The 17548-nt window shown below is 47.8% G+C and carries 15 protein-coding genes; 13 read left to right on the forward strand and 2 right to left on the reverse strand.

The window, feature by feature from the left end:
- The first annotated feature begins 14 nt into the window (after positions 1 to 14).
- Genes cntA through cntE form a run of 6 tightly spaced genes read left to right on the forward strand, consistent with a single transcriptional unit; the run spans position 15 to position 6235 of the window.
- A complete protein-coding gene (cntA, locus tag R70723_RS16185; protein WP_039873429.1) occupies positions 15 to 1616 on the forward strand; it encodes a staphylopine-dependent metal ABC transporter substrate-binding lipoprotein in 1602 nt (533 codons plus the stop codon).
- A gap of 24 nt (positions 1617 to 1640) precedes the next feature.
- Positions 1641 to 2573, forward strand: a complete 933-nt coding sequence (gene opp1B / locus R70723_RS16190; protein ID WP_039873430.1) for a nickel/cobalt ABC transporter permease — start codon at positions 1641 to 1643, stop codon at positions 2571 to 2573.
- A complete protein-coding gene (cntC, locus tag R70723_RS16195) occupies positions 2574 to 3467 on the forward strand; it encodes a staphylopine uptake ABC transporter permease subunit CntC (RefSeq protein ID WP_039873431.1) in 894 nt (297 codons plus the stop codon). It abuts the gene before it with no gap.
- Positions 3468 to 3472: 5 nt separating this feature from the next.
- Entirely contained in the window at positions 3473 to 4294 is an 822-nt protein-coding gene (gene cntF, locus R70723_RS16200) for a staphylopine uptake ABC transporter ATP-binding protein CntF (protein WP_039873433.1), read from the forward strand.
- The gene (locus R70723_RS16205; RefSeq protein WP_047171140.1) at positions 4281 to 5063 is read left to right on the forward strand and encodes an ABC transporter ATP-binding protein; all 783 of its coding nucleotides are present in this window, start codon (positions 4281 to 4283) and stop codon (positions 5061 to 5063) included. Before cntF ends, R70723_RS16205 begins: the two co-directional genes overlap by 14 nt.
- Positions 5060 to 6235, forward strand: coding sequence for a staphylopine family metallophore export MFS transporter CntE (gene cntE, locus R70723_RS16210; protein ID WP_039873434.1), 1176 nt, complete (start codon positions 5060 to 5062; stop codon positions 6233 to 6235). Before R70723_RS16205 ends, cntE begins: the two co-directional genes overlap by 4 nt.
- 19 nt (positions 6236 to 6254) lie before the next feature.
- Here cntE and R70723_RS16215 read toward each other — a convergent pair whose 3' ends face one another.
- A complete protein-coding gene (locus R70723_RS16215) occupies positions 6255 to 7472 on the reverse strand; it encodes an NAD(P)/FAD-dependent oxidoreductase (RefSeq protein WP_039873435.1) in 1218 nt (405 codons plus the stop codon).
- A gap of 183 nt (positions 7473 to 7655) precedes the next feature.
- On the opposite strand from R70723_RS16215, the gene R70723_RS16220 reads away from it, so the two are divergent.
- Entirely contained in the window at positions 7656 to 7844 is a 189-nt protein-coding gene (locus tag R70723_RS16220; RefSeq protein WP_039873436.1) for a hypothetical protein, read from the forward strand.
- Positions 7845 to 7906: 62 nt separating this feature from the next.
- Here R70723_RS16220 and R70723_RS16225 read toward each other — a convergent pair whose 3' ends face one another.
- A complete protein-coding gene (locus R70723_RS16225; protein WP_052421338.1) occupies positions 7907 to 9127 on the reverse strand; it encodes a copper amine oxidase N-terminal domain-containing protein in 1221 nt (406 codons plus the stop codon).
- Between the two features lie 238 nt (positions 9128 to 9365).
- Here R70723_RS16225 and R70723_RS16230 point away from each other — a divergent pair, with 238 nt between their 5' ends.
- From R70723_RS16230 to R70723_RS16255, 6 genes are all read left to right on the forward strand, one after another.
- Positions 9366 to 10205 carry a hypothetical protein gene (locus R70723_RS16230; protein WP_039873439.1) on the forward strand — a complete coding sequence of 280 codons (840 nt, stop codon included), beginning with the start codon at positions 9366 to 9368 and terminating at the stop codon, positions 10203 to 10205.
- Positions 10206 to 10506: 301 nt separating this feature from the next.
- A complete protein-coding gene (locus R70723_RS16235) occupies positions 10507 to 11889 on the forward strand; it encodes a sensor histidine kinase (protein WP_039873440.1) in 1383 nt (460 codons plus the stop codon).
- A gap of 163 nt (positions 11890 to 12052) precedes the next feature.
- Entirely contained in the window at positions 12053 to 13033 is a 981-nt protein-coding gene (locus tag R70723_RS16240) for an alpha/beta fold hydrolase (RefSeq protein ID WP_039873441.1), read from the forward strand.
- Positions 13034 to 13059: 26 nt separating this feature from the next.
- Positions 13060 to 14055: an alpha/beta hydrolase gene (locus R70723_RS16245; RefSeq protein ID WP_039873442.1), complete on the forward strand. Its 996-nt coding sequence runs from the start codon at positions 13060 to 13062 to the stop codon at positions 14053 to 14055.
- A 249-nt stretch (positions 14056 to 14304) separates the two neighbouring features.
- The gene (locus tag R70723_RS16250; protein ID WP_047171142.1) at positions 14305 to 16206 is read left to right on the forward strand and encodes a sensor histidine kinase; all 1902 of its coding nucleotides are present in this window, start codon (positions 14305 to 14307) and stop codon (positions 16204 to 16206) included.
- On the forward strand, positions 16203 to 17507 hold the full coding sequence (locus tag R70723_RS16255; RefSeq protein WP_052421339.1) for an ABC transporter substrate-binding protein: 1305 nt from the start codon (positions 16203 to 16205) through the stop codon (positions 17505 to 17507). The genes R70723_RS16250 and R70723_RS16255 overlap by 4 nt, the downstream gene beginning before the upstream one ends.
- Positions 17508 to 17548 lie beyond the last annotated feature (41 nt).

Here is a 17548-nt window from a genome sequence, read left to right on the forward strand (position 1 = left end):
ATGGGGGAAATCAAATGAAACGGAAATTAATTACTTTACTGGCGGCAGTCACAGCGCTGGCTTTACTGGCCGGATGCGGTAAAACAGAGAACGCACAAACCAATGCGTCCAGTCCAAAGCAGGAGCTCGTATACGCAACAGTAAAGGATATTAATGATATGAATCCGCATCTTTATCCAGGCTCTATGCCGGCACAAGGAATGGTATATGAATCACTGGTTGAAAACACACCTGAAGGAATCAAGCCGTTATTGGCTGAATCATGGGATATCTCTGCAGACGGAACTGTATATACGTTCCATCTGAGACAAGGCGTCACCTTCCATGATGGTGAACCGTTTAACGCTGAGGCAGTCAAGCAGAATATCGATGCTGTCCAGCATAATGCCGTCAAGCATTCCTGGATCAAGCTGTCGGCCAAAATTACGGATACCAAGGTGCTGGACGAATATACCTTTGAGCTGAAGCTGTCAGAGCCATACTACCCGGCAATGCTTGAGCTTTCCATGACCAGACCTTATGTCTTCCTTTCACCAAAGGACTTTGTGAACGGTGAAACCAAGGATGGGGTTCAGGGCTATAACGGAACCGGCCCTTACCGGCTAACCGAACATCAGACGGATCAATATGCTGTTTTTGAAGCCAATAATGAGTACTGGAACGGTGCCCCGGAGCTCAAGAAAATCACGGCCAAGGTGCTGCCGACTGGTGAAACAACATTTCTGGCCTTGCAAAAGGGAGAAGTCAACTTTGTCTTTACCGATGACAGGGGAACGGACAGCATTGATACAGAGGCGATGGACCGGCTGATTGAATCCGGGGATTATCAGGTTGTCAGAAGTGAAGCGATGAACACGAAAATGATTGTTGCCAACAGCAGCAAAACGGATAGTCCGGCGCATGACAGAGCAGTACGGGAAGCTGTCTGGCATGCGATTGACCGCGAAAGTATCGCCAGTCAAATTTTTAACGGAAAGGAAACTCCTGCTGAAACCTTATTCTCCGCAAACGTGAACTATGCAGATATCGGCTTGAAGGCGCGTGCTTATGATCTGCAGGAAGCAGCACGGCTGCTTGACGGTGCCGGCTGGGCGGCCTCAAGCGGCGGAACCCGCACCAAGGACGGGAAGGCGTTATCCATGGAGCTGTTTTATGATGCAGCTTCCTTATCCCAAAAGACACAAGCTGAGCTGATCCAAAACACTGTAAAAGGGATAGGTATGGAGCTGAGGCTGATCGGCGAAGACTCCTCCTCTATCGCTAACCGGAGAGCAGCAGGGAATTATGACTTGCTGTTCAACCAGACCTGGGGGCTTGCATATGACCCGCAAAGTACAGTTTCTGCATTCACATCTGAATCCTCGTATTATCATGCAACAAGCGGTATTGCCCAGGCGGAGGAGCTCTTCGGAAAAATCAGCAGTGTTATGGTAGCTACTGAAGAGGATCAGAGAAAATCGCTGTACAGAGATATCTTGACGATTGTCCATGATGAAGCTATTTTCATTCCGATCACGAACGGAAATCTTACTGTGGTTGCTCCAAGCGGCCTGCAGGGCATCGGCTTCAAGCAAACGCAATTTGAGCTGCCTTTCGAGAAAATGCGCTTTGAATAACCGGTTACGGAAAGGAAGGTCTGTATGGGCCGTTTTATCCTAAAGAGAACATTGCTTGCGGTTCCGCTGCTTATTATAATTTCATTCCTGACCTTTGGCCTGAACCACCTCTCACCAATGGATCCGGCTGAGGTCGTTCTCCGGGCACAGGGCGTCCCGCAAGTCACTGAGGCCTTGCTCGCAGAGACCAAAGCTGCATTGGGCATGGACCGGCCGTTTCTGATCAGATACTTCACCTGGCTGGCCTCCTGCTTCCGCCTGGATTTTGGGGAATCGTACATTACAGGCACACCAGTGTGGGCCTTACTTGGTCCTGCCTTTATGAATACGCTCAAGCTAACCATGGTATCGGTAATTGCTATTCTCGCATTTTCAGTCGGGCTTGGAATTCTCTGTGCGCTGAGGGAAGGGCGGCTGCTTGACCGTTCTATCCGGGGTGTTTCATTTTTCCTGACCTCTATGCCTTCAGCTTGGCTTGCAGCGCTGATGATCTGGTTTTTCTCAGTAAAGCTGGACTTGCTGCCAACCAGCGGGTTGGATTCCTATGCCAGCTATATTCTGCCGGTAATCGTCCTTACAGTCAGCTATGCCGGGATTTACTTCCGTCTTGTCCGCAGCGCAATGCTGAGTCAGCTTCATGAGGACTATACACTATATGCCAGAGCCTGCGGTCTGCAGGAGAGAAAAATCACACTGCGGATGCTAAAAAACTCCATGCAGGTTGCTACTTCAGTGTTCTGTATGGCGGTCCCTATTATTCTGGGAAGCACGGTGGTAGTGGAAAGCATCTTCGCTTGGCCCGGCCTTGGCTCATTAACCGTGAATTCAATCCTCGGAAGGGATTTTCCGGTTATCCAGGCCTATGTGCTGGTGCTGGCCGTTTCCTTCGTGCTGTTTAATACACTGTCGGATCTCATTAATGCAGCACTGGATCCCAAGCTAAGAAAGGAGTTCTAGATGAGTGTATTCCATAAGATGCGGGGGGACAGGCTTGCAGCAATGTCTCTGACTGTCATCCTGTTGACCGCATTTGCGGGAATCTTCGCGCCTTGGTTAGCGCCCCATAGTCCGGAGCAGGTCGATATGGAGCTGCGCTACGCATCACCATCCTGGCAATACCTGCTTGGCAACGATCACCTGGGGCGATGTGTATTATCCAGATTAATATACGGCATACGTCCCAGTGTCCTGTGGGTGTTTGTTGCGTTGGCCGTATCAGCCCTTTTCGGCGCAATGCTCGGACTGCTGGCCGGTTATTTCAGGGGGAAGACGGATAATGCAGTCATGAGGATCTGTGACGTTATGCTGTCCTTTCCCGGTTATGTCATGTCGCTGGCTGTAGTAGGCATATTAGGTCCGGGCATCCAGAACATTCTGATTGCCTTTGTCATCATGAAGTGGGCCTGGTTTGCACGTGTTATCCGTACTTCGGTCATGCAGTATGCCGATGCGGACTACGTAAGATTTGCCAAGGCGACTGGAATGAGCAATTTGACGATTATGATAAAGCACATCGTACCTGTGGCGCTTCCGGATTTTGCCGTCATTTCAAGCAGTGCGTTTGGAACGATGATTCTGCAAATTTCCGGCCTATCCTTTCTTGGTTTAGGCATCGAGGCTCCTCATGCAGAATGGGGAATGATGCTGAATGAAGCAAGAGGGGTGATGTTCTCCCGGCCGGAGCTCATGCTGGCTCCGGGGCTTGCTATCGTCATCGTGGTATCAGCGGTAAATTTCTGTTCCGATGCGCTGCAAGCAGCCCTGGATCCGAAACTGCAAAGAAAATTGTCCAAACCGCGGCGGGCAGTTAGAGGATTGTCTGCCAAACTGAAGGGGGAAGAGGTGGTATAGCTTTAATGCATACGCTGGAGGTTTCAAATTTACGAATATGGGATGAGCAAACGGACAAGATCCTTGTCAAGGATAGTTCCTTTCAGATCGAGCCCGAGAGCTGTCTGGCTATTGTAGGAGAGAGCGGCAGCGGCAAGTCTGTAACCTGCCGTGCAATAATGCGGCTGAACAAAGCAAATATCAGACACACCGGCAGCATTAAGCTTGCCGGACTGGAGCTCTCAGAGCTCTCCGAAGCGGAAATGCGGAAGCTAAGGGGCAGGCAGTTAGGACTGATCATGCAAAACGGGATGCGGGCCTTCGATCCTTCCAGTGTTGTCGGCAGTCATTTCAAAGAGACGTTAAAGCAGCATTACGGCTGGAGCCAAGCAGAAATTACGGCAAGGATGGCCAGAGCTATGGAAAACGTTATGCTTAAGGACCCGGTAGCACTGATGAATAAATATCCGCATCAGCTATCGGGAGGCATGCTGCAGCGGATGATGATTGCACTGGCAATCGTTCTAAAACCAACGCTGATTATCGCCGATGAACCAACCTCCGCACTGGACACCTTATCCCAGTATGAGGTTATGGAGCAGTTAATCACCCTTAAGGCTGAAACCGGCTGCTCTATGATTTTTGTGTCGCATGATCTTAGCGCGGTAAAGCGGATTGCAGATGATGTCGCGGTTATGAGAAACGGCGAGATTATCGAGAGTGGAACAGCAGCCGAGATTTTCACTAATACTCAGCATGCTTACACCAAGTATCTTATCGATGCGAAGCAGGCATTGAACAGCCACTTCATCCGGAGTATGGGAGGACTTGCACTTGTTGACCGTTAATGATGTAGACAAATCATATTCTGGCGGCGGTATGTTCTTCAGCAGGAGCAAGCAGGTATTACATAATATCAGCTTTACCTTGGACGCAGGCGAGATACTGGGAATCATCGGAGAAAGCGGCAGCGGCAAATCAACTTTGGGACGTCTGCTGCTGGGCATTGAGAAGCCGGATCGCGGCACTATTCAATTTGAAGGCAGGGATATAGGGGAGCGGGCTGGGAGACAGGGGAGGATCAGTGCTGTATTTCAAGATTATACTTCATCTATCCATCCATACTACAGTGTGGAGAAGGCCTTGACCGAGCCCCTCAAACTTCAAGGTCGAAGTAATGCAGAAATTAATCGGAAGATAAACAGCCTGCTGCGTGAAGTGGGATTGGACAGCTCTTACCGGAAGAAGTATCCCCATGAACTGTCCGGAGGGCAGGCCCAACGGGTATGCATTGCAAGGGCTGTTTCAACGGAGCCCCGGTATATCCTCCTGGATGAAGCCGTCAGTTCACTGGATGCATCCGTTCAATTTCAGATATTGGAGCTGCTGAAGAAGCTGAAGGAAGCGTACGGCATGAGCTATATATTTATCACACATGATATTCAGGCGGCTGCCTATTTATGTGACCGGATGATGTTTGTCCGCAGCGGTCAAATCGAAGAGATCGTATCCGCCCGGCGGTTAAACGAGGTACAGTCCGAATACTCCAAAGCGATGCTGCAGATGGCATTACGTATAACTGACGGCGGGGCCGGGAAGGAGAGTCGTATATTGTGAAGGGAGTCCTGGCGTGGCCCTTTCTGAGATTGTATCTGCTGACATTTTTGTATTTCAGCGCCAATTCGATTTTGAATGTAATTATACCCTTGAAAGGTGAATCACTCGGTGCCAGCAATTCGACCATAGGTGTAGTCATGGGGGCTTATTTATTTACAACGATGTTCCTGCGCCCCTGGGCAGGTCAGGTCATTTATCGACAGGGTCCTGTAAAGGTGCTGCGGATCATTCTGCTTATCAATGCCGTAGCTTTATCACTTTATACCTTTACAGGATTAGGCGGATATTTCTTTGCACGGATGCTGCAAGGTATATGCACAGCCTTTTTCTCCATGTCGCTGCAGCTGGGCATCATCGATTCACTGCCCGAAAAGGACCGTTCACAAGGTATTTCAATGTATTCGCTCTGCGCTTCGTTACCCGGAGTCATTGGGCCATTAATGGCAGTGAATATTTGGGAGACCGGGAGCATGAGTGTTTTTTCAGTAACACTTATCAGCATGGCTGTGCTTACCGGTGCTTTTGGCTTCAGTGCCACGATGAAGGCTGCAGATATCCGTCCTGTGCCTCAGCAGGCTGACAGGCAGGGCTCCTTTAGCCAGCTATTCACGAACCCGCACTTATTTCTCTGTAGTATTCTGATGCTGGGTTCATCCGTTGTTTTCGGTGGAGTAACAACGTTTATTCCCTTGTACGCAGGGCAGATCGGGCATGCAAGCGCAGCTCTCTATCTGATGCTGCAGGCGGGGATGATAGTAGCAGCAAGATTCTTTTTGCGTAAAAAAATACCCTCGGACGGCAAATGGCATCCTGGCTTTGTAAAAGGGATCATTTTGTCTCTTACTGCTGCTTCCCTATGCACTGGACTATCCGGTTATGGCGGATTTGCAGTTTTCTATTGCGGAGCTTTGCTAATGGGCTTGGCCCAAGCGATGCTGTATCCGACATTAACCACCTATTTGACCTTCGTTCTGCCGGAGTCCAAGCGCAACGTACAAATCGGGTTATTCATTGCTATGGCTGACCTGGGCGTATCACTTGGTGGGGTAATGCTTGGTCCTGTTGCCGACTTGTTATCCTATTCCTGGATGTATATGATTTGCGCCATACTTGGAGCAGGGCTGCTGCTCTTTATTTCCAGGCAGCAGCTCCGCTTGCATCATGAGAATTGAAATAATCCTTATTGTTCATTCATGTCACAGCAAGGGGTCTGGTCTGCAGATAAAGGTCCAGATCCGGGCTGGACCCTGTGAGGATCTTGTCGGAGACAATTTTGGCTAAAACCCCGTTGTACACAGTGCCGTTATCTCCATAAGCCATAATCATATAGCAATGCGGATAGGCATCATATTGGCCGATGATTGGCATGCCGTCGTGCGTTCCTCCATAAAAGGCACCCAGATAGTATTCCGGTACAGCCTGAATATCCGGGAATAGCTCGCTAAACGCCTCAATCAGCTTATCCTTGCTTGCAAGGATTCTGGAATCCCTTGTTTCAGCATAGGCCGTATCCTTGTCCATGCCTCCAATGATAATCCGGTTGTCGGGTGTTGTACGCATATACACATAAGGGCGTGCAGTTTCCCATATTAAGGTTCGTTTATGCCAGCTTGAAAAATCGGCGATAGGCCTTGTGATTACAGCATAAGAGCTGGCCAGTGTAGCATTTTTTTCTACTTTAAAATCACTGTCTTCATAACCTGCTGCGATAATAACATGTCTGGCCCTAATTTCCCGGTGCTCTTTGGTATAGAAGAGGGCATAATCCTGTTCGAAACGTCTGCCTGTTATCTCTGTATTTTCAAATATCAAGCCTCCCAGTGACTTAACCTTCTCAAGCAGACCGTAAACGAATTTAAGCGGATTCATCTCAGCATCATCGTGATAGTACAGTGCGGACTCTTTCTGAAAGGGATACAGGGCGGATATTTGCCGCGCATCCCACAGATCCACTTTGAACCCGTATTTCTTAAGGAGAGCATGCTCACTGACCAGGTCTGATACATCCTCTTTGCAGCTAGCATAATACAGGCTGTCCCGTCTGATAAATTCAGGATTTATGGGTAGCTGGCTGCTTACCCGCTCAATGTCGTTAATAGACTGCTCACATAGCTTGAGATGACGTGCAGCAGCCTCCTCACCAAAAGAATGGCTCAGGGAAACAAAGCTTTTTTCTCCTGCGTACTGTATTAATGCTGTATTGGTGCTAGTGCTGCCTTCTCCCGCTTTTCTTTTGTCGACTATAACGACAGACATCCCTTGCTCACACAGGAGATTTGCACACTGGGCGCCTGAGCTGCCTGCACCAATGATCAGGACATCACAGGATATGTTCTCTTCGAGCTTGGGATAAGAAGGGGGGGCAGCGACCGTTGTCGGCCAGTACAATTTACCGCTTTGCAGATCCATATTCAGTCTCTCCCTTATTCATATTCGACACTTAGTATGGACACTTAGCAGTGACCCGATGCAAGATGTTTTGCTGCTGTTCATGAAATAGCATAAATATTACTTGCATAAGCAGCTGGTTACCTAGGAAAACTTCCATGGAACGATCAAGCAGTGAGATTTGATTTCCGGGAGGTTAAAACAATGACAACTCAGGATCCGAAGGAGCTTCTAAAGAAAAAACACGAGCAGGATGAGCACAAACGGCAGTTCACCAATTTTGCCCGCAGCGTAAGCGGTCACGGCGAGGAAGAAGCAGGCCAGGAATTCAGTAATGACCGGGTGTCTGATGATCAAAACCGTATGAAATCTGTAGAGAACAAACGCGATTAACCCTGTAAAGGCCATAAAGAAAGCCGATCCCGGAAGGATCGGCTTTCTTATAACCTGCTGTTCTAATCCGTATCCAAATCGAAATTCTTGTCTCCGATATTAAAGCTTCCATCTGCCTGAAGGAAGAAGAGGGCGCTTTCAACCTTACCGTCATTATAGACCATCACAATGGTATTGCCGCTTATTTTGTATGAACCGGAGGATGCATTCCCCGCTGCTCCGGTGGTCGGTGCGCCGCCCTGAACATTCCCGATCATGAAATTGTCACTTTCAAAGGAGCCGTCAGCACGGAGGACCAGTGTTTCTTTCCAGGAGGTGGAGCCGGCTGAAATCCCGCTGAGTCCCTGGAAGCCCCGGTGGATATACGTATTGTTCAGGGTCAGACCGCTCTTGACCGGCTTAACCTGCTCCAGCTCTACGTCATCGATATACAGCTTGCCGGATTTAACCGCAATCGGATACGTTTCGCCGTTGTTAAGCTTCATCGTTCCACTCTGAATGGTATAGGTCTGGCAGCTGTCGCGCTTACAGTCAATCGTTTCCGGTCCGCCTTTGGACGGTGCATCAACCACGACCTTGTTGCCTGGCAGGAAGGTGAAGATATTCCAGCACATGCCGCCGCATTCATATCCGCTGTAATCCGGACTGAAGCCGTAATACATCCCCTGAAGCTTATTGAGCTCCGCTGTGCCTGAGGCCGGCGCCTTGTACGAGCCGTCTCCCGCTGGAGGGGCAGGCACGGTTACCGGTTTTTGCGGCTGTGATGACGGCTGCGGCGATGGCTGGTTTACGCCTGCTTGATCTTCAAGCTGCTTTTTAAAATGTTCCAGCTGCTTATCAATTTCAGCTTTGGCCGTTGCTTTGGTTAACCCTTGACTGGTCAGATAAGGCTCCGTATACACCAGCACCTGCGGCAGATACGGATTCCAGGCCACCAGCGCCTGCGTGGACTCTCCAATGAAGCGCAGAGGAACCATCGTGTAATTATCGATTATTGTAGGAGCCTGCAATAAAGTTAACGTGGAGCCGTTAACAGCTGCCGTTTTGCTGTTTATTGTCATGACAATAGTTAATCCTTCCTTATTGCCGGTCACCTTCTGAGCAGCTTGATCCCAGCTTACCTCCATGCCCATTGCCTCAAACAGGGGTCTGAACGGAACAAGCACCGTACCCTTTTCATTGACAGGTGCTTTTTCAAAAGCAAGGACTTTATCATCCAGCTTAACCTCAATATTCTTGTTGACCGCAGCGAATGTCTGACCGGGGGACAAATTCAGCAGCAATATCGCTCCCGCCAATACAGCGGTACATAACAGCCACCTCATACCTTGAGCCGGAAGCCCTCTCCACCTGACCACTAACATCACCCTTTCCCGATTGTAGAATAAATGACAGATTTTTATTTTATTAACCGGATGTGCCAAAAGACAAACAAAAGCTCCTCATCCCAAAACAATTGACCATAGGACAAAACGATCTTATAATTGTAATAATATGGTACATAAAGGGGTGAAATAGAATTTGTTGGAACTTGATGGAATGAATGCTGATTCATTAATCGACATGCTAAAAGCCTCATTCTCTCTAGATAACTGGACAGCCATGATAGAGATATCTGACAAGCTTATAGAAGTAGTCTCAGTCATACATGCAACCAATCTGGATGGATTAGAAGCGCAGCTGCTCAAACGGTCTCTAGTTTACTATTTTGGTTTCAGCCTTTGCGCAAAGGGGATCGCTTTTCAGAAATTAGGAGATTATAACTTTACAAGGGAGTGTATTAAAAGGTATTCGAACTTGAGCTGGTTAAAGCTTTACGATGAAGATTCATTGTCGGAAATTGAATATTATAAGAGCATTGCCGTAGCAAATGCATTTGTAATTGATTTGCTTGAGGGGGACACAAGGGTTCTGCCTGATTATGTTGAATTCCTTAAGACCTGTAGCAGAAATGAGCTTACTGCCGGCTTGCTAAACATTTTAGACTCAGCATTAAAATACAATTATTCAGTGGACTCAGCATTGGACGAATTACAAGGTTATGTTATAAAAGCCAATGCTTCCTCACCAGCTGTAGATGTTCATTATTACATAGAATATACTCATCTATTATCGGTTTACTCATTTAAAAGAGGAAAAATAGAATATGCAATAAACCTAATAATTGAAAATATAGTATTGAGTGGTAGACTAGGAGATGGGAGCGGTTTTAGAAAGTCGACTGCTTTTTATGAACTTGTTAGAGCTGACGCCAATGCTTCCCAGCAGCAGGAGTATCACTACATAATGAAAAAAATCATAGAGAGGGAGTTCAATGATGAAAAAGAAGCTTTTGTTATTGACCACCGTATTACTGATTAGTTCATTCTCAATTTTGGCTGCGGCAAGTGCTGATGAAGTGAAAAGTGTAGTTTATAAAGGAACAATTACAACAAACACCCATGGTATGGGTCACTAAATTACTATTATTGATTGGATTCTGTTTTGACACCGGACAAGAACATATTCCATTAAGACCCGCGCTGAGCGCGGGTTTTTATTTGTGGAATCAGGTACCTGCTGGAGGCTTCCCGCTGAGACCGGTTTGATCATTTACTGAAACTTGATTTACAATGATCATAAAAGGTAATGATACATAGGCTGAAAGGGATGGCGTTAAATTATGGTCAGATCTTTATATACACGAGTCGTACTAATCTTTCTGGCTTCTGTAATCGGGGGCACCCTTATATCCTTTTTACTGGCAGCCTGGATCTTTGAAGATAAGCTGAATGAAAACCTGCAGATTCCTATGATCTATTTCGGCCAGGATATTGCCCGTATGTACGGGACATTCCCGGCAGATGAAGCAAGTGCTTATGTGAGCGGAATGAGTCAGCTTAAAATGTATAACCTCAGGTTTTTTGACGAGACCGGCGAGTATGAGTCATTTGGAGAGCCTAACGAATATCAGCCGGCAACAGTTACCAAAGAGCAGATCAACCTCATCTTGAACGGAGATGTGGTTCAGGTGAACCGAGGTGTGGTGAGCACTACTCTTGTCGGGCTGCCTTTTACAAGCAACGGGGAGACCAAAGCCATGTTCATCGACCAAAGAACGCCTACCTCTAACACGCTGGCGATACAATTTCTGCTGAACTTTTCCATTTATACACTGGTGACAGGCAGTCTGGTTATACTCGTTGCCACCAAGTTCCTCGTTAATCCGATTAAAAAGCTGACGGATGCTACCAGGCATATCGCCGGCGGGAATTTCAACATCAGGCTGAATATTAAGCAAAAAGGGGAGCTGGGGGCGCTGGCCCAGAGCTTTGAAGAAATGACCCGGGATTTGCAGCAGGTGGAGCAGCTGCGCCGGGATTTTGTTTCAAATGTATCTCATGAAGTCCAGTCACCGCTAACCTCGATCACCGGATATGCCAAAGCGCTGAAGCAGATGAACCTCCCGGACCGGGAGCGGGACCGTTATCTGGATATTATTATCTCTGAAGCGGAACGGATGTCCAAAATGAGCGACGGCCTCCTGAAGCTGAGCCTGCTTGAATCACAGTCACAGCAGCTGCAGTTCAGCACCTTCAGTCTGGATGAGCAGATCAGGCGGGTTATTGTGGCGCTTCAGCCGCAATGGTCAGCGCGCAGCATCAGCTTTGAGCTTCAGTTAAAGCCCATTCAAATGGAAGCAGATTATGATCTTTTAAACCAGGTATGGACGAATATTCTCGGCAACAGCATTAAATTCTCCAATGAGGGAGGTGCGGTTACCGTCAGTATCAGGCAGGATAGCAGGAGTGTCATCGTCCGGATAACCGATACGGGAATCGGCATATCTCCGGAGGACCAGCGGCGCATTTTCGAAAGGTTCTTTAAGGCAGACCGCTCTCACAGCCGACAGAATGGCGGCAGCGGCATGGGCTTAGCGATCGTGAAGCAGATTGTTATGCTGCATTCCGGTGACATCCGGGCCGAAAGCGAAAGCGGCAAGGGCACAAGCATCATTATTACTTTGCCGCTAAAGCCGCCAACCGGGCAGGCTAATATAACCTAAGCATATTCAACCACATGGGGCGTGTACATCTAATGGATGTAGCGCCTCTTTTTTTATGCCAGTTCATACTCCGTTCATATTGCCGTCACGAAGGGGACATATGGACTGGGTACACTTTAAACATGCCGATAATACGGCTCTACAGATATAAGGACAGGAGAAGATGAACGTGGAAGAAAATGTGAACATCAGGAACGGAACCGGAATCCGCAAAAAACGGAGACTGTGGTTAAAGATAATAGGAGGAATACTCCGGGCACTTGTGTTGTTCGTGGGCATTGTATTTATCGTGCATGTGATCAGTAAAGGGGTCGAGAAAAATAAAATCGAAACTTACGGTCAATATGTCACCGTGGATGACAAGCAGATGAATGTGTTCATTCAAGGCAGCGGTCCACAGACAATCGTCCTTCTGCCAGGACAGGGGACCCCGTCGCCAGTGCTTGATTTTAAACTGCTGATCGACGAATTGTCCCCGGATTACCGGGTCGTCGCCATTGAACCCTTCGGATACGGACTCAGCGACACAACAGATAAGGCAAGGACAACCGAGAATATCGTAAGCGAAATTCACGAAGCTGTTCAGCAGCTGGATATCGGCCGTTACATTCTTATGGGACATTCGATCACTGGACTGTACGGTGTGTCCTATGTGAACAGCTATCCTGATGAGGTTCTCGCTTTTGTCGGCATTGACAGCAGTGTTCCGAATCAACCCGGTATGGATGTCAAGCTCCCTCTGAAATCAATGCAGCTTCTGCAGCAGTCAGGTCTGATGAGGTTACTCCAAAAAGTGAGCGGAGATGCTTATGCGTCACTTGACTACGATGAGCATACTAAAGAGCAGATGCGTCTCATTACAAATCAAGTCGGGGGTAATGCAACATTGATGGACGAGCTTAAGCATCTCGGCTCCAATTTTAAGAATGGAGAACAGCTCACTTATCCTAATGAACTGCCGGTGCTCCTCTTTGTCCAGTCGAACAACGAGCAGAACGAGCAATGGGTTCCGCTGCATGAGGCCCAAGTCAAACAGTCTGCGCAAGGCCTGATGATCCCGATGGAAGGCTCTCATTACCTGCATCATACGAAATACAAGGAAATCGCTGAGGCCTTCAAAGATTATATGAAGCATATCCAATAAATAGTGTTCAAGAGGAGAAGAAGCGTATGATTCAACCAGCAGGAGCGGCAGTCCAGAATCGTTCCACAGCCAAGAAAGTGCTTCATATTGTGCTGAAAATAATCGCAGCGTTCATTATACTTGTCCTGCTTTTTATAGCTGTGGTGTTTACAGTAAATAAAGCAAGCTCTTATTCAGAACAAAAAAGAACAGATCATTACGGCCAGCTTGTGCCTGTAGACGGTAAACAAATGAATGTGTTCATTGAAGGTCAGGGAAAGGAAACCATCGTGCTTCTTCCCGGCTATGGAACCGCGGCACCCGCCCTGGATTTCAAGCCGCTTATATCAGAGCTAAGCCCCTACTATAAAGTGGTGGTGGTCGAGCCCTTTGGTTACGGGTTAAGCGACCAGACCGGGAAGGAACGCACTACCGCCAACATCGTTAGTGAGATTCATGAAGCGCTGCAAAGCCTTCATATTGACCGTTACATTCTGATGGCTCACTCTATCTCCGGACTCTATAGCCTGGATTATGTGAACCAGTATTCTAATGAAGTGAGTGCTTATATCGGGCTGGACAGCAGCGTCCCTGCATTAAGAGAACAGAGGATTACTTCATCCGACACGAAGCCGGTAAAATGGTTCCGCGACCTTGGCTTCGCCCGCGTCCAGCTGAAGCTAAGTCCCGACGCTTATGAGGGCTTGCCATATGATGAGCACACGCTGGATCAAATAAACATCCTGATGCGTAAAAACATGTACAATCCCACTCAATTAAATGAAGCGGTAAGCATGTATGCCAACTATGATGCAGCGGAACAGCAAAGCTTTCCCGCCAATTTACCGGTCCTGTTCTTTCTCCAGGAGAATCACCCGGTAACAGACCAGTGGGTTCCGGAGCATGAGAAGCAAATAGAGGACTCTCTGCAAGGAGAAATCATCTTACTGGATGCGGACCATTATTTGTACCGTTCCCATTCCGCTGAAATATCTGAGAAGATAAGAGGTTTCACAGATCAAAATACAAACAGAGCACTATAAATGTCAATACAGCCCCTGTTTCTGTGAAAAGCGAACTGATATGATAATAAATGAATCGCTTACATTATGCTCAGTATAATGAACAGTAATGCCCTTTCGCTCCTCCGTGAGAAATGAAAGGGCATTTACTGCATTCAAGCGGCACTTGCCTTTGCGATTGTTGATTATAAAATTAATACATTAATTCAAGTTAAATTAGTGTTACTATGATTATACTTAATCAGTATACAGCCAAGAAGGGGAAGACTCATGAAGGAACAAGGCAAATTCAACGGGTGGCCCTTTATTGGAGACATGAGCATGGAACGCAAGCTGCTGCTGGTCTTCCTGGTTATCGTTACACTGCCGCTTTCCATTATCGGTATTATCAGTTATAAGAGCTATTCAGAGTCGATTGAGGCCAATACAGTTGCTTATTCAGAGAAGCTGATTGATCAAATGATGGACGGGATCGACGACTACATAGAAGATATGAAACGGATTTCTTCCATGCCGGCTTATGTGAACGAGATCAAACAAAATCTGATTGCCTCCAACCGCTACCATGAACAAAAGAGCCGGGGCGAAGGGGACACGGGAAGCAGAACCGTTGCACCGGGAGACTTTGACCTGCTGTTGTCCATCCAGCGGGGGATTGAAGGCAATATCTCTTTTATCAACAATATTAAACGGGGTACGAACTCTGTCTATATTTTTGACGCTTATGGAAACGGTTATTATTCTGCAAAGGACGGCGGTGTCCGGCTGGACCTTGATCAGAGCTACAAATTCTGGAGCCGGCAGGCGAGGGATTCCAGTGGTGAAGCCCTGCTCTTTGGCACCCAGGCCTATACTACTAACCTTCAGAGTACACGTTATGCCTATACTGTAGTCCGAAAAATCGTTGACGGTCTATGGAATCCCATCGGACTGATTGCGGTAGAGGCTAATATAAGTAATATGGAGAGCCAGGTAGCTGAATTGGACAAGGTAACCCGGGGGAAATCCATGATCGTGGATCAGGATGGCAAGGTGGTTTATGACAGTGACCAGAAACTGCTGACTATGGATATTTCGCAAACGATGCTGTTCCGGAATGCTCAGGGAGCGGCAGGGAGCTTTTATGATACAGTATCAGGCAAGCAGCGGCTTAATATCTATTCCAGTTCAGCCAAGACCAACTGGAAGGTGATTATCTCCATTCCGGTCGATGAATTAACCCGTGATGTCAAGCTGACCCGCAACGCAACCTTGCTGGCCACCTTGATTATTATTGTCGTGGCGTTAATCATTTCTATTGTGCTGTCATTCGCACTGACCAAACCGCTGAAGCAAATGATTCAGCTGATGAAAAGGGTGCAGAACGGGGATCTGGATGTAAACTTTCTTGTGAAGCGGCGGGACGAAATCGGACTGCTGGGTCATCAGTTTAACCGGATGCTTGCCCGCATCAGAGAGCTGATTCAGGATATTTACCGTATTGAGGAGCAAAAGAAAGAAGCGGAGCTTCATGCCCTGCAGAGCCAGATCAATCCGCATTTCATCTATAATACACTGGAATCCATACGGATGACCGCAGAAATTAATGATGATGTGGAAGCCGCCGATATGATTTCGATTCTGGGCAAGCTGCTGCGTTACAGCACAGGTGAAGTAACCGGCCGAACAACAATGAAGCAGGAGCTTCTGTATGTCCGCAACTATGTTGAGCTGTTAAACTGCCGTTATCCCGGAAGATTTGTGCTGCAGATTGATGTTCCGGAAGAATTAAATGAGTACAACATTATCAAGCTGGTGTTCCAGCCAATCATAGAAAATGCAGCCTATCATGGACTTGATGACAGCAAAGAGCACATGCATATCAGCATCAGATGTGAATTCACAGCAGATAAACTGCTGTTCCATATCCGCGATGACGGCTGTGGGATGGATCATCAGACCCTGGATAAACTGAAAGCTGATTTAAAGCGGGAGACCCCTCACAAGAAGAGCATTAACGGCGGAATCGGCATGAAAAATGTTCATCAGCGGGTGCAGCTTAACTATGGAGCAGCTTATGGTATTGAGCTGTTTAGTGAGCTGGGGGAGGGAACAGACGTAATCCTCTCACTGCCGCTTCCCTCATACCGCAAAGAAAGCATATCAGAAACAGAAGGGGGCGATCTGGATTGAAGAAGGCTAAAGAGCATTGGCCGCTGCATACAGTGCTGCTTCTCCTTATCCTATTCACTGCAGGGTGTTACAAAACAGGCAGCAAACAGGCACTCTCAGCCACACCGGCCACAGATAATGAACAGGCGAGTCTGTCCGGGAACATTCTTATGCTTACAAACCGGATTGACCTGATAGAGAATGGCACAATGCAGGGCTACGCCGATCAGTTTAGAAAGAAATATCCCGAGGCTGCTGTGGAGTTCGAAGGATTATCCAACTATGCTACAGATATAATGGTCCGGCTGTCTACCAAGGATGCCGGGGATGTGCTGCTGCTGCCGGTTAATCTGCCTGCGAAGGAGCTGAGCTATTTTTTTGAACCGCTGAGTGAGGAGATGTCCGCCGATGAGAGGTTTAAAAGCTTTACGGCGTTTGACGGTAAGCGCTATGGTCTGTCCACCGGGACAACTACAAGCGGGATCATCTATAATAAGAAGGCTTTTCAGCAGGCGGGTATCGCAGAAATTCCGCAAACTCTGGATGATTTCTATGCAGTCTGCGCTAAACTCAAGCAAGCCGGCATCATACCGCTGTACATGAATTATGGCGCGGTCTGGCCGCTCCGGGAATGGGGCAACAATATGGTTAATTATATGACCGGTAATGCTGAATATCTAAATAACATGGTTCATAACAACAATCCTTGGCAGACAGATAACGAATGGGGGCGCTCGCTCGGTATCGCCCGTACGCTGGTTGCCCGGGGATATGTGGAGGATGAGCTGTTCTCGAACAACTGGGAGGTATCCAAGACAAGGCTGGCTAAGGGGGAAGCCGGGATGTACCTGAGCGGGAACTGGACGATTCGCCAGGTTCTTGATGCCGGGGCTGCTTCAGTGGATATCGGCTTTTTCCCGTTACCTTATGATAACGGCCTGACACACTATGCCCCGCTAAATCCCGACTGGTTTATTGGCGTCAGCAAGTTCAGTAAAAACAAGGAGCTGTCGATGGCATGGGTGAACTTTCTGGTCAAGGAAACCGCTTATACCGCAGAGAGCTTTCTTCCGGTTGATGGTTCGTCTGAGCCTTCAATGGAACAGTATACGGAATTTAATTCCTATCATCCTGAACTGGTGGAAGCAGTGGTACAGACAGATGCATTTATTGATATGGCTAACCGCTCAAAGCTTTCTTTTGCTACTGGCGACTACATTCAGGAGCTGATCGCTGCACCGGATCTGCAGAAATCCTTTGATGAGCTGAATCAAAGATGGAAGGATGCCCGTGAAGGGCAGCCCGCTTCCTTTCAACCTTAAACAGCGCAGCACTACAATCCCGCAAAGGCCAAGCTGCAGAA

Origin of the sequence: Paenibacillus sp. FSL R7-0273, assembly GCF_000758625.1 — a bacterium.
Classification (GTDB): domain Bacteria; phylum Bacillota; class Bacilli; order Paenibacillales; family Paenibacillaceae; genus Paenibacillus_AQ.

Coding starts and splice junctions, on each gene's coding strand:
- cntA (WP_039873429.1), top strand. CDS start 15: ATGAAACGGAAATTAATTACTTTACTGGCGGCAGTCACAGCGCTGGCT.
- R70723_RS16235 (WP_039873440.1), top strand. CDS start 10,507: ATGGTCAGATCTTTATATACACGAGTCGTACTAATCTTTCTGGCTTCT.
- R70723_RS16240 (WP_039873441.1), top strand. CDS start 12,053: ATGAACGTGGAAGAAAATGTGAACATCAGGAACGGAACCGGAATCCGC.
- R70723_RS16250 (WP_047171142.1), top strand. CDS start 14,305: ATGAAGGAACAAGGCAAATTCAACGGGTGGCCCTTTATTGGAGACATG.
- cntC (WP_039873431.1), top strand. CDS start 2,574: ATGAGTGTATTCCATAAGATGCGGGGGGACAGGCTTGCAGCAATGTCT.
- cntF (WP_039873433.1), top strand. CDS start 3,473: ATGCATACGCTGGAGGTTTCAAATTTACGAATATGGGATGAGCAAACG.
- R70723_RS16220 (WP_039873436.1), top strand. CDS start 7,656: ATGACAACTCAGGATCCGAAGGAGCTTCTAAAGAAAAAACACGAGCAG.
- opp1B (WP_039873430.1), top strand. CDS start 1,641: ATGGGCCGTTTTATCCTAAAGAGAACATTGCTTGCGGTTCCGCTGCTT.
- R70723_RS16215 (WP_039873435.1), bottom strand. CDS start 7,472: ATGGATCTGCAAAGCGGTAAATTGTACTGGCCGACAACGGTCGCTGCC.
- R70723_RS16245 (WP_039873442.1), top strand. CDS start 13,060: ATGATTCAACCAGCAGGAGCGGCAGTCCAGAATCGTTCCACAGCCAAG.